The organism is Streptomyces mashuensis, assembly GCF_014654785.1.
Taxonomy (GTDB): domain Bacteria; phylum Actinomycetota; class Actinomycetes; order Streptomycetales; family Streptomycetaceae; genus Streptomyces; species Streptomyces mashuensis.
The window spans coordinates 23,681-43,246 of the sequence record NZ_BNBD01000004.1 but is presented as its reverse complement, the minus strand read 5'-3'; the positions used below and the strand labels follow the sequence as shown (position 1 = coordinate 43,246).

Genomic DNA, 19,566 nt, shown 5'->3' with positions numbered 1-19,566 from the left:
GGCTACTCGGCGATCTCGGTCCGCTCGCACCACTCGAAGACGGGCAGCCGGCCCTCGGCGGTGTCCTGGTGCCGGGGCGTGACCTTGAAGTGCTCGTACCCGCCCCGGTGCCGGATCTTCAGCTCGATACCGGGCGGCGTGATCGGTACGACCCGCTCGGGCAGATCGTCGGGGCCGCCTTCGAGAAACGCTTTCACACCAAGGGGACTCATGGCGCACAGTCTTGCCGCGCACGGAGCCGACGGCTCTGCGACGCGCCGACGAAGGCGTTCGCGTGCCGATGCGTGGCATCACCCGCTCATCCGGTGGCCTTCTTGGCGGCTCGTTTCATCTCCTTCTTGTAGGCGCGGACCTTCTCCAGCGACTCGGGCCCGGTGATGTCGGCGACGGAGCGGTACGAGCCCTCCTCGCCGTACGCCCCGGCCGCCTCGCGCCAGCCCGCGGGCCGCACCCCGAACTGCTTGCCCAGCAGCGCCAGGAAGATCTGCGCCTTCTGCTTCCCGAACCCGGGCAGGTCCTGGAGCCGCCGCAGCAGCTCGGCGCCGCTGCCGGCGTCCCGCCAGACGGCCTCGGCGTCACCGTCGTAGTGCTCCACGAGGTGCCGGCACAGCTGCTGCACCCGGCCGGCCATCGACCCCGGGTAGCGGTGCACGGCCGGCTTCTCCGACAGCAGCGCCGCGAACGCCTCGGGGTCGTACGCGGCGACGGCCCGCGCGTCCAGGTCGTCGCCGCCCATGCGGCGGGCGATCGTGCACGGGCCGGTGAAGGCCCACTCCATGGGGATCTGCTGGTCCAGCAGCATCCCGACGAGGGCGGCCAGCGGGCTGCGCGAGAGCAACGCGTCGGCCTCGTCGTCCTGGGCCAGGCGGAGGGCGCGTCGGGCACGTTCCATGCCCCGATCCCGCCCCGGGGGCGGGCGGGGCGCATGTCGCGGCTGTCAGGTGAAGGGTTCGCCGACCCTCGCCACCTCCTTCACCCTCGCCGTCGCCCGCAGGAGGAAGCCGGCGGCCCTCACCGTCGAGTCGACCGACTGTACGAGCAGGTCGCCGTCCGACCGGTCCGTGGACTCCTTGCACAGCCGGCCCGCCGCCGCCAGCTGGGCGATGTACTTCTCCCACTGCTCCTGGGCCTGCGCGTCCGGTACGCGGAAGAACGCCGCGGAGTCCCGCGCGACGCCCGACAGGGCGGTGCAGTGGGGGCGGACGCGGTCGTTGTCGATCTCCCCGCCGGCGTCCTTCAGGAGCCGGACGTAGGCGAGGGAGACCTTGGCCGAGCGATCGAGCAGGTCCTGGCCGCCGTGGCCGTACCAGGCGAGCACCTGGATCCGCCGGACCAGCGGCGAACGGGGCGGTGGCGGGCCGGCGGCGGGGCGGGAGGAAGCAACCGATGCCTTCGCGTCCCGCCCGTCACCCAGCCGCGGCACCGTCGCCAGCACGCTCACGGCCAGGGCCGCCGCGCACACGGCGGCGACGACGAGGCGACCGGCGGACGACGCCCCGCCCGGCTGCCACTCCCCGGGCGGAGCTGCCGGCCGCGGCGGTACGGCACGTCCCGCCGCCGTACGGGTCCCCGTACGCCTCCACTGCCGCACCGCGCCCGCCCCCGACACCGCCGCCGCCGCGAACAGCGCACCCCCCGCGCCGAGCACCAGCGACGGCCCCAGCAGGTACGGCAGCATCGACCAGGAGGGGCCCGCGACGCCGGGGCGGCACGCCTGGCCGAGGGCGGCCAGCGGCCGGACGCACCCCGAGACGGAGTCGGACAGGGCCAATCCCGCGAAGGTCACCGGCGCCGCGACCACGGCCGCGGCCAGCGCCGCCGGCAGCCGGTGGTGGCCGGACGACCGGCTCGCGGCGACGGCGGCGGCCGCCGTCTGCGCCAGCGCCACCGTCAGCACCACCCACCCGTAGTACGTCACCGCGTGGTCCGCGGTCGGCAGCCGGCCCGAGACGAGCCGGGCGTGCAGGGCCGCCGCCACCCCGACGAACGCGGCGGCGCCCGCCGCGACGCCGAGCAGCGCCGACTGGAGCAGGACGCGCACCCGCGGGGGCCGCGGCCCGGGCGGCCACCCCGGCACGTCACCGCCCCCGGTGGCCCGCCGCACCCATGGCGGCGTACCCGTGCCGGGGCGGATCAGCCGGGCCAGGAGCGGTACGAGCGACAGGGCCGCGAGCGCGGGAAGCGAGAGAGGGCGGTGGCTCTCGGCCAGCAGGTTCACGAGCAGCGTCCCGTACCAGGAGCGGAAGCCCTCGGGCACGGTGAACCTGCCGTGCGCCTCGGCCGCGGCGGGGAAGTCGAGCGGCTGCCCCATCGCGTAGAAGACGCCGCTCTCCCGCCACCACGCGTACCAGGCGGCGAGGAGCAGGCACAGGCCCGCGAGGCACAGCAGCATCGGCGGCAGGACCGACCGGCCCCGCCAGGCGCCGGCCCACAGGCGGGCGCACTGCGCGGTCCACCAGACCAGCGCCGTGCCGGCGACCACCATGAGGAGGAGCGGCGCGGGCCGGTCGGGCAGCCAGCGGGACAGCGTGAGGTCGTCCACCAGCAGCTCGCCCAGGGCCATGCCGGTGCCGAGCCACAGCCCGGCGCGGACGCCGGAGGGGACGCGGCGGCCCGTGAGCAGTGCGTGGGCGACGGCGCGCCACACGGCGACGCCGACCACGCCGGTGACGAGCGCAGCGGTAGCCAGCGCCTTGGCCACGTCCCACGACCGGCTGTTCGCCAGCAGCGACGTCGTCTCGTTCAGGAGGGAGCCGATGAGCGTGGCGGCGGCCCCCGTGACGAGCAGGGGCAGGGGGCGGAGGCCGAACAGCACGGCCGGGTCGTCGAGGGACTCCCGGCGCACCTCCCACCGGGGGTGCGTGCGCCACTGCTCGGCGAAGGAGGCGAGGGCCCGCCGGACGGCACCGCGCGGCGGGGCGGTGGCGGCGACGGCGGGGAAGGCCCATCCGCTGCGGTCGGCACCCCAGCGGAGGGCGGCCCGGTCGGCGTGGATCTCGCGGCTGCGCAGCACGTCGGAGCGGGCGAGGTAGACGAGGGCGACGAGGAGCGCGAGCAGCTCCAGGTTGCGCGTCACGGACGGGAGTTCGAGGGGCTGGGACAGCTTGCGCTGGTTGAGGACGCCGTGGACGCCGTACACGGCGCCGGGCAGGAGCACCACGGCCACGAAGGCCCGCCAGAGGGCGATGGTGGCGTGGGTGAGGGTGACGTCCTTGTTGCGGATGTGGGCGAGTTCGTGCAGCAGGACGGCGCGGAAGCCGGCGGGGTCGGTGTGCCGGCGGGTGAGCAGGCCGCCGTGCAGGCACACGACGGGGCGGCGGTTGCTGCCGAAGACGACGGCTCCGGTGGACGCCGCCGCGGGGTCGACGACGACGCGGGGCGGGCGGGGCAGCCCGGCGGTGGCCGACAGCGCGGCGAGCGTACGGGCGATGCCGTGGTCGGCGTCGGCCTTCTCCAGCGGCACGACGCGGCTCCGCCGCGTCTTCCAGCGGGGTGTGAGCCGGAAGAGGACGGCCGCGACGGCCAGCAGCATCGCCGGCCAGGCGATCGCCACCCACCAGGGCAGGCTCGGGTCGTAACGGGCCATGCAGGCGTCGAACGCCTTGGCCTGGGCGCTCACGGTGAACAGCAGCTCGACGCCGGCGTCGTGGTACGGGTCGGCGCCGGCGGCGAACAGGCAGCCGTAGGTGCCCATGCCCTTGGGGAGCACGGCGTTCCGGGCGATCCGGTCCAGGACGTGCCCGCAGCTGACCAGCAGCAGGACCATCAGGAGGACGAAGCGCAGGGTGGTGCCGGCGACCATCGACCGTTCGTCGAACCGGGCGGGGGGCGGAGCGGGAGCTGGTGCGGGAGCTGGAGGGGGCGTCGCCGGGATGGGGGGTAAGGGGGGTGGCGTGGCCATGCGGCGTCAGCCCTGCTCCGGGGGCGTCGTACCCGGCGTGCCCGGATCGCCGCCGCCGTTGGGCCCGGCGAGGGCGAGGCGGGCCACGACCGTGTCGGCGACGGACGTGGCGCGGCCCCGGCCCACGCCCCGTTGCACGGCCGACTCGACGACGCGGCGGTGGATCTCGGCGAGCTGCTCGCGGGTGAGGGGCGGCAGGGTGACGGGGTCGGCGGGGTGGCCGTTGTTCTTGCGGAGGACCTTGCGCAGGACGGCTCTGGTGCCCTTGGCCGTGCTCTGCACGGCGGCGCCGGCGAGCTGCCGGCCCGCCTCGTCGACGACGAGCCAGATGACGGGCGTCACCATCGTGGCGACCTCGCCGAGCCCGAACCCGAGGGGCTCGCGGCGCGGGCCGCCGCGCGTGAGGCGGCGCACCACCGTTTCGTCGTCGAACTCCATCAGGGCGGTGACGAGGGGCAGTTCCTCGGGTGCGACGTGGGTCACGACGTCGCGGACGACGTCCCGTACCCGGGTCGCGCCGGGTCCTGCGGGTCCGCCGGGTCTGCCGGGCCCGCCGGGTTGTGCTGCAGCGCTCACGGCGCCCCCTTGTGGCCTGTGTGGTGGCCTGTGTCAGCAACAGTGCACGCTACAACGGAACTTCGGGCTCCGCCCCGGTTCCGTCCGGGTTCGGTCCGGGGTCCGTCCCGGTTCCGTCCGGGGCTACCTGCGGTAACCGCCCTGTGACGCACGGCACGGCGAAAGTGCCCGGGCCGGCCCCACAATGGAATGGATGTGTACTGCATCAAAGCGGTGCCCGGCAGAGAGGCCGTCTCTGACAGATCGATAGGATCGGGGTACTGAGATGGCACGGGGGCACGGGTTAAGAGCGGTGAGCCGCGGCGGCGACGGGTCGGCCGGGGCTCCGGACCGGCATGCGGCGGTCGTGGAGGCGATCCTCCGCGCGTACGCCGACGCGCTCCGCAGGACCGGCAACGTCCTCGTCACCGACCCCGAGTTGTGGCAGGGCTGCGAACGCCAGGCGCGCGGCATCGTCCGCGACTGCCTGCGCGCCCTCGACGGCGAACCGCGGCAGCTCACGGAGGACGTGGAGTTCGACTCCATGGCGCTGGGCGCGCGCCGCGCGCTCCAGCACGTCCCCGCCGAGGAGTCGGTGGCCGCGTCGCACGTCCTGTTCGACACGGTCTTCCAGGCGCTCACCGACCCGGCCCGGGGCCTGTTGCGCGGGGACGGCGACCGTGACGGCGGCGGTGACGGCAACCGTGACGGCGGCGACGGCACGGCCCGGCTGGCGAGCGCGGTCGCCAGCCTGCACCACAGCATCAAGATCCGCGTCCAGGCCGCGTTCATCGGGTACGAGGCGTTCGTCGCCCACAGCGTCGGCGAGGCCGACTCCACGCGCCGCGCCCAGCTGGCCGGCGACCTCCACGACCGCGTCGGCGGCGGCCTGAGCCTGGCGCTGCGCTGCCTGGAGCTGTACGAGGCGGAGCGGGGGACGGAAGCGAAGACCGGCGACGGAGCCCCGAAGAAGAACCGTGACCGGCTGGAGGAGGCCAAACGGGCGCTCCTCGACGCCATCTGGTTCACCCGGGAGCTGGTCACCGGCCTCCAGTCCGCGCCCCCCGAGGCCGGGCTGCGCGTACGGCTGGAGGAGTACGCCGCCACCGCGGCCGCCGGGTCCGTCGACGTCGGCGTACGGGTCAACGGCGACGAGGACTGGGTCCCCGGCGCCGTCCGCGAGGAGGTCTTCCTGGTGGCGCGCGAGGGCCTGCGCAACGCCCTGCGGCACGCCGGGGCGTCGGTCGTCGGCGTGGAGGTCGACGTCACGCCGCAGTCGGTCGCGGGCGTGGTCGCCGACGACGGGCGCGGCTTCGTCGTGGACGGCGCGCGCGGCGGGGGCGGGCTGGCCTCGATGCGGGACCGCGTACGGGCGCTCGGCGGTGAACTGACCGTGCACAGCAGGGTCGGGAGGGGGACGTGCGTGGTGTTCCGGGTGCCACTGCACCGCGGCGGCCGGCGAGGGGACGACCGATGACGGCGGTGACGGCGGTGACCGCGCCGGCGGACATCCGCATCCTGGCCGCCGACGACCACAGCCTGCTCCGCGAGGCGCTGTGCGACCTGCTGGAACTGACCCCCGGCCTGACGGTGGTGGGGCAGACCGGCGACGGCGCGGAAGCGGTGCGGCTGGCGGCCGCCCTCCGGCCGGACCTGGTGCTGCTCGACCTCGACATGCCCGGCCCCGGCCCGGTGGCCACGGTCCGCGCACTGCACGCCGCCGTGCCGGGCGTACGGGTCGTCGTCCTGACGATGCACGGCGACTCGGGCCTGGTGGGCTCGCTGCTGGAGGCGGGGGCGGCCGGGTTCCTGCACAAGGGCGTGGAACGGAACGTCCTGGTGGCGGCCATCCGCGGTGCCATGGCGGGCGACACGACGGTGATCTACCACCGCGATCAGGCGGGGGCCGCCCCCGGACCCGCCCCCAGTACTGCCGCTCCCACTCCCACCACCGAGACGCTGACCGTGCGCGAGCGCGAGGTGCTGATGTGCGTGGCGCAGGCGATGAGCAACCGGCAGATCGCCCGGACGCTCGCCATCGCGGAGGGCACGGTCAAGCGCCACCTGCGGAACATCTTCGACAAGCTGGGTGCGACGTCCCGGCTCGACGCCGTCAACAAGGGCCTGCATCAGGAAGCGGGAGTGGTCACGCCGCGTCCCAGGCAGGCACCTGCGCCTGCCCTTCGGCCCGCAGGAGTGCGGCCACGGCCGTGACCGCGGCGCGGTCGTCCTCCGGGGTGCCGGGGCGGGCGGGGAGCAGGGCGGTGGCGGCGCTGCCGCCCCGGCGCACGGCGCGGTGGCGGCGGGCGAGGGTGGTGAGGTTCTGGCCGGGCCCCGCCTCGATCAGCAGGAAGTCGCCGCTGCCGAGCAGCCCGTCCAGGGCGGGCCCGAACTGCACCGTGTCGGCGAGCTGCCGGGCCCAGTAGTCGGCGCTGCGGGCCACGTCGGGCGTCAGGGGCTGACCGGTGTAGCCGGAGCGGATGGGGATGCGGGGCGCGTCGAGCCGTACGGTCGCGAAGGCGGCGCGCGCGGCCCGTACGGCCGGTTCCATGGCCGGCGAGTGGAAGGGCAGCGTGGCGGGCACGGGCAGGACGGTGAAGCCCTCGGCGCGCAGCGCGCCGGCGACGGCCGTGAGGTGGGCGGTGGTGCCGGCCAGCATGGTCTGCCGCCCGGCGTTGACGGCGGCGATCGCGACGTCGCCCGTGAGACGGGGCCGCAGCTCCTGCGCGGAGGCGACGACGGCGAGCATGCCGCCCGCCGGGATGTCCCGCAGGTAGGCGACGCGTTCGCGCACCATGCGGGCCGCGTCGGGCAGGGAGATCACGTCGGCGAGGACGGCGGCGACGAGCTCGCCGGCACTGTGCCCGATCATCGCGGCGGGCCGCACGCCCCAGCCGAGCAGCATGCGCCCGAGCGCGTACTCGACGGCGAAGAGGAGGGGCTGCGCGGTGTCGACGTCGTCGACGGAGGCGCCGGGCCGCTCGTCCAGCCACGCGTCCCGCAGCCGCTCGGCGTCGGCGCCCATGAGGCCGAGGGCCTCGTCGAACGCGCCGGTGAAGCAGGGGTCGTACTGGTGCAGGCCGGCGGCCATGCGGACGTATTGGGAGCCCTGCCCGGGGAAGAGAAGGGCGACGTGGCGGTGGGGCGGGGGTGTGGTCGACATGAGGTCCTGTGCTTCGTCAGCGTTCGGAGGCGTTCGTGGGCGTTCGTGGGAGCCGTTCGGAGGCGTTCGTGGGCGTTCGTGGGCGGAGGGGTGGCCGCGTGTGCCCGGCCGGGGGAACCGGGCACACGCGACGCGGGACGGGAGCACGGCGACGGGGACGAGCCGCCGGGCTCCGTGGTGCGAGGGGCACGCCCCCCAACCGGGGGACGGGGGCGGGGCGCCGCGGGTGCGGCTGTCACCCGCCCGGTACGGGCCCTACGCCCCCGGCCGTACCGCCACCAGGCAGCCGACGCTCCCGTCCGGGCCGATCGAGGTGATCAGGGCGACGTCCCGTTCGGTGGCCGGTGTCCGCCAGGTGGCCAGGACCGCCGCCAGCTGGAGGCCCGCGCCGGCGCTGTGGGTCTCGCCCAGCACCGGCTGGACCCTCAGCGTGCGCGGTGAGGTGCCGAACACCTCGCGCAGCGCGCGGTCCTCCACGGCGGACCAGCCGCGGCGGCCCGCCGCACCCGGGGCGACGACGGTCACCTCCTCCGGCGCAACGCCACTGCGCCGCAGCGCCGTACGGACGCACGCGGCGAGCCGCCGGCCCACGTGGGCCAGGCCCTCGGACGGGTTGGCGAAGCCGGTCTCGCACGCCAGCAGCCGCGCCACCGGGCGCTGTCCGGTGCCGTACGAGCCGGCCCGCTGGAGCGCGAAGACCGCGGCGCCCTCGCCCAGTGGCACGCCCGGCGCCAGTGCGCCGCTGCGCCGCCAGGCCCACGCCGTGTGGGCGGACAGTTCTTCCACCGCGCCGGTCAGGAGCCGGTCCGCGTGCCCGTTCAGCAGCGCGCCCCGCGCGTAGCGCACGGCGTGCAGCGCGGCCAGCGGGCCCCCGGAGACGGTGGCGTTGACGCCGGTGAGCCCGTGCCGGATGGCGGTGCGGCCGGCCGCCGCGTTCATCAGCGTGCCGGGGAACTGCGACGGGTTGACGTAGTACGGCCGTTCCTGGACGAACGTGTCCCGCGTGAACTCCGCCAGCGCCCGCGCGCTGCCCACCGACGTGCCGAGCACGATGCCCGTGTCCGAAGCGGCCGGCCCGGCCGGCCCCTCCAGGGCCAGTGTGCAGGCCGCCGCGGCCAGTTGTTCCGTACGGGTCAGCCGGCTCAGGCCCTTGCGTCCGAGGACCTCCTCGGGCCGGAAGCCGGACACGGGCAGCACCGCTTGGGCCGGCGGGTACGCGGCCGGGTCGCCCGGCAGGGCGCCGGCCTCCGTGCCGGCGGGGAGCCGGCCGTCGGCCACGGCCGCCAGCGGCGCAAGCCCCGCGCCCGCCGCGCTGAAGGCGGCGCACGCCACCACATCCACGGGCGCGACGACGGTCTCCGCGCCGACGGGGGTTTCCGTGGTTTCCATGAGTACGGGGGCGGTCATGCGGCGAACTCTCCGAAGATCGTGACGGCGTTGTTCCCGCCGAAGGCGAAACCGTGGTTCTCCACCACCCGCGGCCGGTGCTCCCGGGCCCTGTGCGGCACGCAGTCCACGTCCGCGCCCAGGGCCGGGTCGACGACACGTACCGTCGTGCTCGCCGGCAGGAAGCCCTCGCTCAGCGCCGCGCAGCACACCACCGCGCCGAACGCCGCCGCCGCGCCCATCGTGTGGCCCAGCATCGACTTGACCGAGCTGATCGGCGGCACCGTGCCGCCGAACGCCTCGCGCACCGCCGCGACCTCCGTCGAGTCGTTCGCCGGCGTGCCCGTGCCGTGCGCGCACACGTAGTCCACGTCGCCCGGCGCGATGCCCGCGCTGCGGTGCGCGCGCCGGATGCACTCGGCGATGGACGCCGCGTACGGGTTGGTCATGTGGTGCGCGTCGCAGGTCATGCCGTAGCCGAGCACCTCCGCGTAGATGCGGGCGCCGCGGGCGAGCGCCGACTCCAGCGGTTCGAGGAGCAGCGCGGCGCCGCCCTCGGCGGTGACGATGCCGTCGCGGTGCTCGTCGAAGGGCCGCGGCACGTCCTCGGCGAGCGCGCCGAGCCGGTGGAAGCCGGCGTGCGTGGCCCGGTTCGACGCGTCGGCGCCGCCGCACAGCACCACGTCGGCCTCGCCGGTGCGGATCAGGTCGTAGCCGTAGCCGACCGCGTAGTTGCCGGCGGCGCAGGCGGTGCCCAGCGTGAGCGCCTCGCCGGTCAGGCCGAGCTCGGCGTTGACGGCCGCGGCGATGCGGCCGGCGTCGGCCTGCTCGACGAGGTCCGGGGAGAGCAGGCCGAGGCCCTCGCCGACCCACTGGGCGGTGAGCTGTTCCAGGACCTGCGACTCGCCGTTGGTGGTGCCGAAGCAGCTCGCCGCGCGCAGCGCCGCCGGACCGGCCTCGGTCAGGCCGGCGTCCTCGGCGGCCTGGCGGGCCGCCGCCGCGGCGAGCTGGGCGCTGCGCCCCCACCGCGAGGGGTGGATGCGGCGCAGGTGTTCCTCGGCCTTGAAGCCCTGCACCTCGCCGGCGAGGGTGCGTTCGAAGCCGGTGGTGTCGAACTGCTCGGCCGGTGCGATGCCGCTGCGGCCCGCCCGGATCGCGTCGACGAACTCGCGGGCACCGAGCCCGAGTCCGCTGACCGCGCCGAGGCCGGTCACGACGACGCGGCGGGGCGCGGGCGTCGCCGTGCCGGCGGTTCCCCGGTCAGACATGGGCCGCCACCGTGCCGTACTTGCTCACCAGCTCGTAGGCGGTCGTCAGGTCGTCGAGCTCCGTGACGTCGCTCTGCGGGATCTTGATGCCGAGGTCCCGCTCGAACCGGGAGTAGATCTCGATCACGAGGAGCGAATCGGCGTCGAAGTCGTCGACGAAGCTGCTGTTCCCGGTGAGCTCCTCCGCGTCGACCTCCAGCACGTCGGCGACGATGGCGCGCACCTTCTCGCGCAGTTCCCCGGAAATCATTGCCTCGCTCATCGCTTTCCCCCTTCGTCGGTCTTTCCGCGCCGTTGTGGCGCCCTTTCATGGGACCGTGCGGCGAGGATGGCGGGCAAGCACTACGAAAGTGACACGGGGAGGGGTAGGGGGCGCATGTGCCGGGGCTGCGGGATGTGACGCAGCGCCTCTGACCTGCTGCTTCCGTCTCTCTTTTATGTTCTTTGCATGCGTCTTCCTGGTGGTGTGTATTTCTCTTCGTCGCGCCTCCAACCCCTCTTGAATTTCCGCTCCACTTTCTTCCTACGGGTGTACGCCAGCATGGGAGCGTGGACATCGAACCGATACATCCGGGAACGCCACCGGTCGGAATTTCTGCCGCAGCGCTGTGGCTGCCCGGCGGCGTGTCCAAGGTCTCCGAAGCCGTCGAGCACCGCCGCATCCGCGCCCGTACGGCGCGCGAGCTGGGGCACGAGGCGCTGCCCTGCGCCGACGACGTGGCGGCCCCCGACATGGCCGTGCACGCGGCGCGGCAGGCCCTCGCCGCCGCCGGCGAGCCGGCCGCCGCCCTCGACGTCGTGTGCCACGCGTGGATGTACCACCAGGGGCACGACCTGTGGTCGGCCCCGCACTACGTCGCCCGCGCGCTCGGCGCCGCCGCGGCGCTGCCCTTCGGCATGCAGCAGGTGTGCAACGGCGGGGCGATGGGCCTCGACACGGTGGCGGCACAACTCCTCCACCGGGGGGCGCGGCCGGGGCCGGGCAAGGGACAGGGCCAGGGCCTGGGGCTGGTGACCACGGGCGACCGGTTCGTGGAACCGGGCTTCGACCGCTGGGCGGCCGACTACGGGGTCGCGTACGGCGACGCCGGCACGGCCGTCCTGCTGCGTACCCCCGCCGGGCCCCGCGACCCGTTGCTGCTGCGCGCCGTCGCCACGGCCGCGGCCCCCGGCCTGGAGGAGATGCACCGGGGCGCCGACCCGCTCTCCGACGCCGCCCGGACGCTGCGCGACCGCGTCGACATGCGGGCCACGAAGCGCGCGTACCTCAAGGAACACGGCGACGAGCCGTTCCGCACGGCGAACGAGCGCTGCGTCCGCGAGGTCGTGGCGGGCGCGCTGCACGAGGCGGGGCTCGCCGCGGACGACCCGCGCATCCGCTGCGTGGTCCTGCCCCGGTTCGGGCTGAAGACGCTGGAGGAGGGGTGGCGGCCGGTGCTGGCGGACTGCGTGGCCGCCCCGGCCGTGGACCTGGGCCGCGACACGGGCCACCTGGGCGCGGGCGACGCGACGGCGAGCATCGCGGAACTGGTGCGGGACCGGGTCCTGGCGCCGGGGGAGTACGCGCTCGTACTGAGCGCCGGAGCCGGGTTCACGTGGTCGTGCCTGGCGGTGGAGGCGACGAGGGCGGCCGGGCTGACGAAAGAGACGCAGCGATGAGAGCGGCGAGAGCAATGAGGCAGAGGAAGACGACATGACACGTTCCGTATTCGTCACCGGCGGCAATCGCGGGATCGGCCTGGAGATCGCGCGGGCCATGGCGGCCGACGGCGACCGGGTCGCGGTCGGCCACCGCTCCGGCGAACCGCCCGAGGGGCTGTTCGGCGTGCGCTGCGAGGTGACCGACCAGGCGTCGGTGGACGCGGCGTTCGCGGCCGTGGCCGAACACCAGGGCCCGGTGGAGGTGCTCGTCGCGAACGCCGGCATCACGCGGGACACGCTCATGCTGCGCATGGGCGACGAGGCGTTCGACGAGGTGCTCGACACCAACCTCAAGGGCGTCTTCCGTACGGTGCGGGCGGCGGCGGGCGGCATGATCGCCGGGCGCCGCGGCCGGATCGTCCTCGTCTCGTCGGCGCTCGGCTTCCTGGGGTCGCCGGGTCAGACGAACTACGCGGCGACGAAGACGGCGCTGCTGGGCCTCGCCCGCTCGCTGGCCTGGGAGGTCGGCTCGCGCGGCGTGACGGTCAACCTGGTCGCGCCCGGGATCATCGACACCGACATGACGCGGGACCTGACCGACCGTCGCATGCGCGACGTGATGCGGATGACCCCGCTCGGCCGGCCGGGCACGGCGGCCGAAGTCGCCGCGGCGGTCCGGTTCCTGGCCAGCGACGCCGCCGGATACATCACTGGCGCGGTCCTCCCGGTGGGCGGCGGAATCGGCATGGGCGTCTGAGCGTTCCGGCGGGCGTCCGGAAGGAGATATTTGCTGTGGCAGACATGGAAACGAAGGCAGCTGTGACGGGGGCGGCCGGAACGACGGCGGCGGCTGCGACGACCGCAGGCTTATCGGCTACGGGCTCGCAGGCGAGGGGGTTACGTCCCGGGGCTGCGGCCCCCGGCGAGCACCGGCCCCGCAGGCTGACCCTCACCGTCGCCTGCTTCGGGACCCTGCTGGTCCTCACGAACTACTGCGCGCCGATGTCCACCCTCTCGGACACCGCCGCCGACCTGCACTCCAGCGTGTCCGGGCAGACGTGGATGCTCAGCAGCGTGATGCTGGGCATCGCCGCCCTGCTGCTGACCACGGGCGGCCTGGGCGACGCGCACGGCCAGCGGCGCGCCTTCCTCGCCGGCTCCGCCGTGCTCGCGGTGAGCACTGCGGCCGGGGCAATGGCCACCGGCACCGGGATGTTCGTGGCGGCACGCATCGTCCAGGGCATGGGCAGCGCCGCGATCCTCACCGGCAGCCTCGGCATCATCGGGCACAACTTCCCCGCCGGCCCCCAGCGCACCAGGGCCACCGGCCTGTGGGGCGCCATGGTGGGCGGCGGCATCACGCTGGGCCCGTCCCTGTCGGCGGCGCTGGCCATGGCCGTCGACTGGCGGTTCGGCTACTGGGTCTTCGCGGCCGGCGCGGTGGTGCTGACCGTGGCCGTCCGCACCTGCCTCGACGAGTCGCGCGGCAACCGGCCGGAGCGCACCGACTGGACGGGCGCGGTGCTGTTCGGCGGTGCGGTGACGGCCCTGCTGGCCGCGCTGATCGAGGGCCGCAGCGGCTGGGGCCGGCCGCAGGTGCTGGTCCTGTTCGCCGTCGCCGCCGTCGTCGCGCTGGCCTTCGTCGTCGTCGAACTGCGTACCTCCGCCCCCATGCTGGACCTGCGGCTGTTCCTCAGCCCCGGCTTCAACGCGGCGACGCTCGGCTCCCTCTTCACCGGCCTGTCCGTACTCGGCGTGCTCAGCTACCTGCCCACGGTCATGGAGAAGTCGATGGGCATGGCCGCCCTCCCGGCCGGCGCGATGCTGGGCGTGTGGTCGGGCACCTCGTTCGTGGTGTCGCTGCTGGCCCGCAGGATCGGCGACCGGGTGCAGGGCTGGCACCGCCTCGTCATCGGCATGGCGCTGAGCATCGTCGGCGACGTCGCCGTCCTCGGCATCGCCCCGGACGCGCACTGGGCCCGGTTCCTGCCGGGGCTCGCGGTCAGCGGCGTCGGCAGCGGCCTGCTCAACGCGGCCTTGGCCCGCATGGCCGTGGAGAGCGTCCCCGTCCACCAGGCCGGCATGGGCGCGGGCGCCAACAACACCGCGCGCTACGTGGGCGCGGCGATCGGCGTGGCGCTGACGGTCGTGGCGTCGACGTCGGTCGGCTCGTCCGGCGACCCGGCCGTCGACGCGGGCGCCGGCATGGACCGGGCGCTGCTGCTGAGCGCCGGGCTGTCGGCGCTGGGCGGGCTGGCCATCGCGGCGACACGGCTGTGGTCGGCACGTGAGGAACGCACCCGCGCCTCTGCCCATTAGGGAGCAGCAACGTGCCCCTTTCGCGGCAGAACGGCGCCGGCACCGCCCCCCCGGGCCCCCTAACGTCGGAGGTCCACTGAGAGGGGACACAGGCATGGTGGGGATGGCGTTCGGGGTCCTGGGGACGCTCGACCTGTACACGGTGGACGGCACGCAGACGATCCGGGGGCCGAAGCTCAGCAAGGTCTTCGCGCTGCTGCTGTCGCGCCCCAACCGGTTCGTGGGGCTCGACCTGCTGATCGAGGAGCTCTGGGAGGAGCGGCCGCCGCGCAGCGCGGTCATGACGGTGCGGACGCACGTCCACCACCTGCGCAAGGTCCTCAAGGACCACCGGTTCGCGGCCGGCGCCCAGCCGCTGATCGAGAGCAAGCCCAACGGCTACGTGCTGCGTACGGCGCAGGCGCCCGTGGACGCGGAGGTCTTCCGGCAGCTCACCGCGGCGGGCCGCGACCTGCTGGCGGAGGAACGGCTGCAGGACGCCTCGGCCGCGTTCCGCCGGGCCCTCGCCCTGTGGCGGGGCCCGGTGCTGGACGGCATCGAGCACGGCCCGGCGCTCCAGCGGTACGCCGCCGACCTGGCCGAACAGCGGCGCCGCGTCCTGGAGATGCGGCTGCACGCGGACATGCGGCTGGGCCGCTACTGCGACATCGTCGGCGAACTGCGGCAGCTCATCGCGGCCCAGCCGCTCGACGAGTGGCTGCACGGCCTGCTCATCGACGCGCTGCGCCGCTCGGGCCGGCGGGCGGAGGCGCTCGGCGCGTACCAGAAGCTGCGATCGCTGCTGAAGGACGAACTGGGGCTGGAACCCTCGCAGGAGGTCCAGCGCATTCAGCACGAGATCCTCAGCAGGGCGGCGTGATCGAGGACTTGCTGCCGGGCCCGGTGGTGGCGGTCGGTACCACGGACGACGGGCCGGCCGCTGGTCTCTCCCTGCTCTCCCCGGAGGAAGAGGCGCTGATCGAGGGCGCGGCGGAGGGCCGGCAACGGAAGTTCCGGGCGGCGCGTGGCTGTGCCCGGCGTGCCCTCGTACGGCTGGGGGTGCCGCCCGTACCCGTCCTGCGCGGCCGGCACGGCGAACCGCGCTGGCCTGCGGGGATCGTCGGCAGCCTGACGCACTGCCCGGGCTACCAGGCGGCGGCGGTGGCGAGGGCCGGGGAGGTCGCGGCGCTGGGCGTGGACGCGGAACCGAACCGCCCGATGCGCCGCGCGGGAATGCTGGAACTGGTCACGGTGGCGGAGGAACGCGCGCGTCTGAGGGAGCTGGCGCGCCTACGGGACGACGTGTCCTGGGACCGCCTTCTGTTCAGCGCGAAGGAGAGCGCCTACAAGGCGTGGTACCCGCTGACGGGCCGGCGCCCGGGCCCGGCCGGCATCGTGATCGAGGTGGGCATTGCGGGTCGCTTCGAGGCCCGGATGGAAGGGACCGGGACGGCCCTGGAGGGCTGGTGGCTGGCGCGGGGGGAATTCCTGCTCACCGGAGCAATGCTGCGAGCAGCAGCGCCGAACAAGCGGCGTACTGCGTGACCATGAATGCGCGATAGGGCAGCCGGCTGATGCGGCGGGGCTGGTCCGATGACGTGCGCAGGGTGAGAACTGCGGTGGCGACGGCTCCGGTGGTGAGGAAGAGGGCGGGAAGTATCAGCAGGGGGATACGAAAGAGAGCGACGAGGAGAAAAGGAAGGGCGACGGCGAGCGGATTGACGGCGCAGACGGCGCGGGCCCGGCGCTCGCCCCAGACGACGAGGGCGGTACGGCGCCCGGCGGCGGCGTCGCCCCGCAGGTCGGAGAGGTCCTTCACGAGCGCCCCGACGGCCCCCATCCACAAGGTCATCACGGTGCCGAAGGCGAGCACGGTCCCCCCGCCGGCCCCGGCCCCGCCGCTCACCCACCCGGCGGCGAACGTCAGCCCGCCCAGCACGAGCACGGCGGCGACGGCGGTGGGCGTGGACCGCTTCAGCGCGATGCGGGGCGCGGAGTACGCGTACCCGCAGAGCAGATGAGCCCCCACGAGCGGCAGCAACCAGCCCACGCCACTGACCGCGGCCAGCAACAACGCCACCCCCACCAGCCCCCGGGCCACCCGCCGCGCGTCCCGTACGGGCAGGTCCCCGCGACTGACCGGCCGCCCATTCCCGTTCACCCGGTCCTCGGGCGCATCGTGCACCCCATTGACGAGATACGTGTACGCGGTGGCAGCAACCCAAGCACCCCCGGCCGTCAGGAACACGCCGCTCCCGGACACGGCCGGCCCCGCCAGCAGGTAGGCGGCGGAAAACCGTAACAGGAAGACGACCTGCACGGAGGGCCGTGATTCCTGGAGACAGAGCAGGAGAATGCGAGGAACACGCAGCACGGCGGCGACGGAATTCCGGGCGGGTATTGCGTTGGAGAGCATGCGGTCAGCATGTCAGTCGGGAAGGGGAAGAGCCGGGCCAGGTCCAGGAATCCCGCATTCCGAAAAGGATGCTCTGCTTTTTTGTTTTCCCGCTTTCCTGCTTTTCCGGGAAGGGGCCGGCTACCGCTGGCTGTTGCGGAAGCCGATGATCACCGCGCCCCACCAGCACGCCTGGGACACGAGGGCGGTCCCCGCCCCCCACGCGAGGAACCGGCGCGGTGGCTGTTCGCCGGGCCGCCGGCCGGTCATGCGCCGGTTCAGCAGGCCGGCCTGCAGCCCGTTGAGGGACAGCAGCAGGACCAGCACCAGCTTGACGCGGGTGAGCGTCGACGAGGTGTCCGGGTGCAGCAGTACGCCGCTGCCCACCAGCCCCGCCAGGCCGGCCCAGATCGGCGTGTGCAGCCGGCCCGCGGCGTCGAGCGCATCGTTCAGCGCCATGCGGCCGGTCAGCCACAGCAGGCCGTAGTAGTCGGCGACAAGCACGGCGCCGAAGCCCAGCACGAGGGTCGCCAGGTGCACGAAGAGCGCCGCGGTGTGCAGCGAGGCGTCCACCCGCAGGTGCCCCGAGACCCAGACGGCGACGCCCCACGCCGCGCAGACGGCCAGGGCTGCGGCGCCGACGGTCCACCACGAGTCGTACAGCCTCACCGGCCGCGCGTGCCGGGCGCCCCTCGCCCAGGACGGAGCCGTCCGGGGGCGGGGCAGGACGGACACCGACGGGTCGTGGGGCAGGGCGGTGGGCACAGTTCTCCGATCGAGTAAGGCGAGGCTTGCCTCACCTGAAGCGAAGGTCACTATGACCGGCCGGACCGCTGATCACCACCTGTGGTGGATGTTGTGATCACCCCGTGGCCAAGCCGATACCCACGACCGCGCGCCGGCCGGATCGGCCGCTCAGGTGATCAGCTCGAAGCCGCACCGGGACCGGGGCCGGGACCGGGGGCGGAGCCGGAAGAACGTGAGCCGGCGGACGCCTCCTCCGCCGCACGGCGGTACTCGGCGTTGATGCGCTGGGCTTCCTCGAGCTGGTCCTCGAGGATGACGATGCGGCAAGCAGCCTCGATCGGGGTTCCCCTGTCGACGAGCTCGCGGGCGCGGGCGGCGATCCGCAGCTGGTAGCGGGAGTACCGGCGGTGGCCGCCCTCCGAGCGCAGCGGAGTGATCAGACGGGCCTCGCCGATGGCCCGGAGAAAGGCAGGGGTCGTGCCGAGCATCTCGGCGGCCCGGCCCATGGTGTACGCGGGGTAGTCGTCGTCGTCCAGGCGATCGCTGAGTGGGATGTCTGCTGCCATGTCACCTCGTTGTGCAACGCGTCGAGGGGCCCTGGTGCCGTACGGCACCAGGGCCCCGAAGGAAATTCAACACCATCTGTCGGCCCTCATGCTGTGCCGACCTTCTGTTTCCGCTACCCGGCCCACGAGGGGGAGGGGTGCGGGGATCGCAGCTGTGTGACCGGGGACCACCATCCAATCGGGGGTCTTGCGGTACCCGGACCGGAAGCTTCGCGGACCGGGCGATCCTGATGGCGTCTGCTCCTCCGTCCTTCCTCCGAACTACGTTCTTGCCCTTCCAACAAGACAAAGGCTAGCCATGCGGTGGGGCAATGTCTACTGCGACAAGCACAGATTTTGGTGTCTGTGGGCCAGAGGTATGACAGCGGTGAGGGCCCTGCCGACACGTGTCGGCAGGGCCCTCACCAGGACCTTGCGGGCCTTCGACGGCGGCGGCGCTCGTCCGCCCGTCCTTGCTGTCCTTCACCCCTCCGGGGAGGCGACGCCGCCGAGCAGCGCCGCCGCGGCCTGGAGCGGAGTGGGGGCACCCATCGGCGCGACCTCGGGATGTCCGGGGTGCTCGGGGTGCTCGGGATGTGCGTGGCAGGTGAAGCCGAGGCGGGTCATGGCCCGGACGACTTCGCCGCTGGTGAAGTCGCGGCGGTCCTGCCGGGTGACGACCTGCCCCACTTGCTTGACCGGGTAGCGGCGGCGGCCGATGGTCACGGACTCACCCGTGACGGGCTCGGGCGTGATGCCCTCCATCGCGGCCACCACCCCGCTCTTGGTCAGGTCGAACGGGTACCGGGCGATGACACAGCGCATGAGGCCTCACAGCGAAAGGGGACGGCGGGCCGGCACGTGTCGTGCCTCCCGGCGGAAAGGGAGTGGGCTGGTGGCCGAATGCGGGGGTGGGCCGAGCAGGACCGGCGGGAAATGTGCCACCGGCTGCGAATACGGCGGAGGCGTCCGGCCTTCTCTCCGCTCGCCCTGAAACACAGCGAGCCGGGTCCCGCACCCAAGAGGTGCGGGACCCGGCTGCGATGCATGCGTCGGTGCCGTTGTCAGGCGATGACGATGTTCTCGGCCGTCGGGCCCTTCTGGCCCTGCGCGATGTCGAAGGACACCTTCTGGCCTTCCTGCAGCTCGCGGAAGCCCTGGGCGGCGATGTTGGAGTAGTGGGCGAAGACGTCGGCGCCGCCGCCGTCCTGCTCGATGAAGCCGAAGCCCTTTTCCGCGTTGAACCACTTCACGGTGCCGGTAGCCATATTATTTCTCCTTCGGGAGACGGTGTCGGGAATCCGCCCGGTGCGAATTCCGTGTCGCCGTGATGATTAACCCGTAGGAAATAAACCTTCCGGCAACCACACCTGCAACTGTTGTCGACGGTAGCACGGTGCGATCGATTCTTCACGGTCAACGGTTCCGCTCCGCCCGGGAATCGATAAATACTCGCCGGGCCCCGCACCTATTTCTCATTTCACGAGAACAGATTTTGATACCCGCGGCCGCGCCCTTTTCTGCCGCCCCCGCCCGCTCGCGGCCCGTGACCTCGGCTGACGGCAGAGGTGCCGCGGCTCCGGCCGGTGGTGGGGACGGCGGCGACGGAGGCGCCACAAGAGACGTAGGTCACACCGCCTGCGAGGGTGCGACGCCCGGGGCCGGCT

The 19,566-nt window shown here is 73.8% G+C and carries 20 protein-coding genes; 7 read left to right on the top strand and 13 right to left on the bottom strand.

Annotated features, from left to right (window positions below; genetic code table 11):
* Nucleotides 1-2: 2 nt before the first annotated feature.
* The 4 genes from IE305_RS11860 to IE305_RS11845 all read right to left on the bottom strand — a co-directional run bounded on the left by IE305_RS11860 (nt 3) and on the right by IE305_RS11845 (nt 4,477).
* Nucleotides 3-212, bottom strand: coding sequence for a DUF5988 family protein (locus IE305_RS11860; protein ID WP_190129512.1), 210 nt, complete (start codon nt 210-212; stop codon nt 3-5).
* Nucleotides 213-298: 86 nt separating this feature from the next.
* Nucleotides 299-892: an HhH-GPD-type base excision DNA repair protein gene (locus IE305_RS11855; protein WP_190129511.1), complete on the bottom strand. Its 594-nt coding sequence runs from the start codon at nt 890-892 to the stop codon at nt 299-301.
* A gap of 45 nt (nt 893-937) precedes the next feature.
* Nucleotides 938-3,802 (bottom strand): M48 family metalloprotease, encoded by a 2,865-nt coding sequence (locus IE305_RS11850; RefSeq protein ID WP_190129510.1) that lies wholly within the window; start codon nt 3,800-3,802, stop codon nt 938-940.
* Between the two features lie 105 nt (nt 3,803-3,907).
* A complete protein-coding gene (locus IE305_RS11845; RefSeq protein WP_229890852.1) occupies nt 3,908-4,477 on the bottom strand; it encodes a hypothetical protein in 570 nt (189 codons plus the stop codon).
* A 346-nt stretch (nt 4,478-4,823) separates the two neighbouring features.
* Between IE305_RS11845 and IE305_RS11840 the strand changes: the two genes are divergently transcribed.
* Nucleotides 4,824-5,933, top strand: coding sequence for a sensor histidine kinase (locus IE305_RS11840; protein ID WP_190129509.1), 1,110 nt, complete (start codon nt 4,824-4,826; stop codon nt 5,931-5,933).
* Nucleotides 5,930-6,670, top strand: a complete 741-nt coding sequence (locus IE305_RS11835; protein WP_190129508.1) for a response regulator — start codon at nt 5,930-5,932, stop codon at nt 6,668-6,670. Before IE305_RS11840 ends, IE305_RS11835 begins: the two co-directional genes overlap by 4 nt.
* On the opposite strand, the gene IE305_RS11830 is transcribed toward IE305_RS11835, so the two are convergent.
* The 4 genes from IE305_RS11830 to IE305_RS11815 form a co-directional block, all read right to left on the bottom strand.
* Nucleotides 6,603-7,619: an acyltransferase domain-containing protein gene (locus IE305_RS11830; RefSeq protein ID WP_190129507.1), complete on the bottom strand. Its 1,017-nt coding sequence runs from the start codon at nt 7,617-7,619 to the stop codon at nt 6,603-6,605. The genes IE305_RS11835 and IE305_RS11830 overlap by 68 nt on opposite strands.
* A gap of 255 nt (nt 7,620-7,874) precedes the next feature.
* Nucleotides 7,875-9,026, bottom strand: coding sequence for a beta-ketoacyl synthase N-terminal-like domain-containing protein (locus IE305_RS11825; RefSeq protein WP_190129506.1), 1,152 nt, complete (start codon nt 9,024-9,026; stop codon nt 7,875-7,877).
* A complete protein-coding gene (locus IE305_RS11820) occupies nt 9,023-10,273 on the bottom strand; it encodes a beta-ketoacyl-[acyl-carrier-protein] synthase family protein (RefSeq protein ID WP_190129505.1) in 1,251 nt (416 codons plus the stop codon). The genes IE305_RS11825 and IE305_RS11820 overlap by 4 nt, the downstream gene beginning before the upstream one ends.
* Nucleotides 10,266-10,535, bottom strand: a complete 270-nt coding sequence (locus tag IE305_RS11815) for an acyl carrier protein (protein ID WP_190129504.1) — start codon at nt 10,533-10,535, stop codon at nt 10,266-10,268. The genes IE305_RS11820 and IE305_RS11815 overlap by 8 nt, the downstream gene beginning before the upstream one ends.
* 287 nt (nt 10,536-10,822) lie before the next feature.
* On the opposite strand from IE305_RS11815, the gene IE305_RS11810 reads away from it, so the two are divergent.
* The 5 genes from IE305_RS11810 to IE305_RS11790 all read left to right on the top strand — a co-directional run bounded on the left by IE305_RS11810 (nt 10,823) and on the right by IE305_RS11790 (nt 15,757).
* Nucleotides 10,823-11,932 carry a 3-oxoacyl-[acyl-carrier-protein] synthase III C-terminal domain-containing protein gene (locus IE305_RS11810; protein WP_229890850.1) on the top strand — a complete coding sequence of 370 codons (1,110 nt, stop codon included), beginning with the start codon at nt 10,823-10,825 and terminating at the stop codon, nt 11,930-11,932.
* Nucleotides 11,933-11,966: 34 nt separating this feature from the next.
* Complete coding sequence (locus tag IE305_RS11805; protein ID WP_190129503.1) at nt 11,967-12,671, top strand: SDR family oxidoreductase; 705 nt, start codon at nt 11,967-11,969, stop codon at nt 12,669-12,671.
* 44 nt (nt 12,672-12,715) lie between these two features.
* Nucleotides 12,716-14,233 (top strand): MFS transporter, encoded by a 1,518-nt coding sequence (locus tag IE305_RS11800; RefSeq protein ID WP_268255926.1) that lies wholly within the window; start codon nt 12,716-12,718, stop codon nt 14,231-14,233.
* 94 nt (nt 14,234-14,327) lie between these two features.
* Nucleotides 14,328-15,092, top strand: a complete 765-nt coding sequence (locus IE305_RS11795; protein WP_190129501.1) for an AfsR/SARP family transcriptional regulator — start codon at nt 14,328-14,330, stop codon at nt 15,090-15,092.
* Nucleotides 15,089-15,757, top strand: coding sequence for a 4'-phosphopantetheinyl transferase family protein (locus tag IE305_RS11790; protein ID WP_190129500.1), 669 nt, complete (start codon nt 15,089-15,091; stop codon nt 15,755-15,757). The genes IE305_RS11795 and IE305_RS11790 overlap by 4 nt, the downstream gene beginning before the upstream one ends.
* On the opposite strand, the gene IE305_RS11785 is transcribed toward IE305_RS11790, so the two are convergent.
* The 5 genes from IE305_RS11785 to IE305_RS11765 form a co-directional block, all read right to left on the bottom strand.
* Nucleotides 15,705-16,628 carry a UbiA family prenyltransferase gene (locus tag IE305_RS11785; RefSeq protein ID WP_190129499.1) on the bottom strand — a complete coding sequence of 308 codons (924 nt, stop codon included), beginning with the start codon at nt 16,626-16,628 and terminating at the stop codon, nt 15,705-15,707. The genes IE305_RS11790 and IE305_RS11785 overlap by 53 nt on opposite strands.
* 120 nt (nt 16,629-16,748) lie before the next feature.
* Nucleotides 16,749-17,276 carry a hypothetical protein gene (locus IE305_RS11780; protein WP_229890846.1) on the bottom strand — a complete coding sequence of 176 codons (528 nt, stop codon included), beginning with the start codon at nt 17,274-17,276 and terminating at the stop codon, nt 16,749-16,751.
* Nucleotides 17,277-17,530: 254 nt separating this feature from the next.
* Complete coding sequence (locus IE305_RS11775; protein ID WP_190129498.1) at nt 17,531-17,920, bottom strand: MerR family transcriptional regulator; 390 nt, start codon at nt 17,918-17,920, stop codon at nt 17,531-17,533.
* A 462-nt stretch (nt 17,921-18,382) separates the two neighbouring features.
* Nucleotides 18,383-18,724 (bottom strand): SCO5918 family protein, encoded by a 342-nt coding sequence (locus IE305_RS11770; protein WP_190129497.1) that lies wholly within the window; start codon nt 18,722-18,724, stop codon nt 18,383-18,385.
* Nucleotides 18,725-18,963: 239 nt separating this feature from the next.
* A complete protein-coding gene (locus IE305_RS11765; protein ID WP_190129496.1) occupies nt 18,964-19,167 on the bottom strand; it encodes a cold-shock protein in 204 nt (67 codons plus the stop codon).
* Nucleotides 19,168-19,566: the final 399 nt, after the last annotated feature.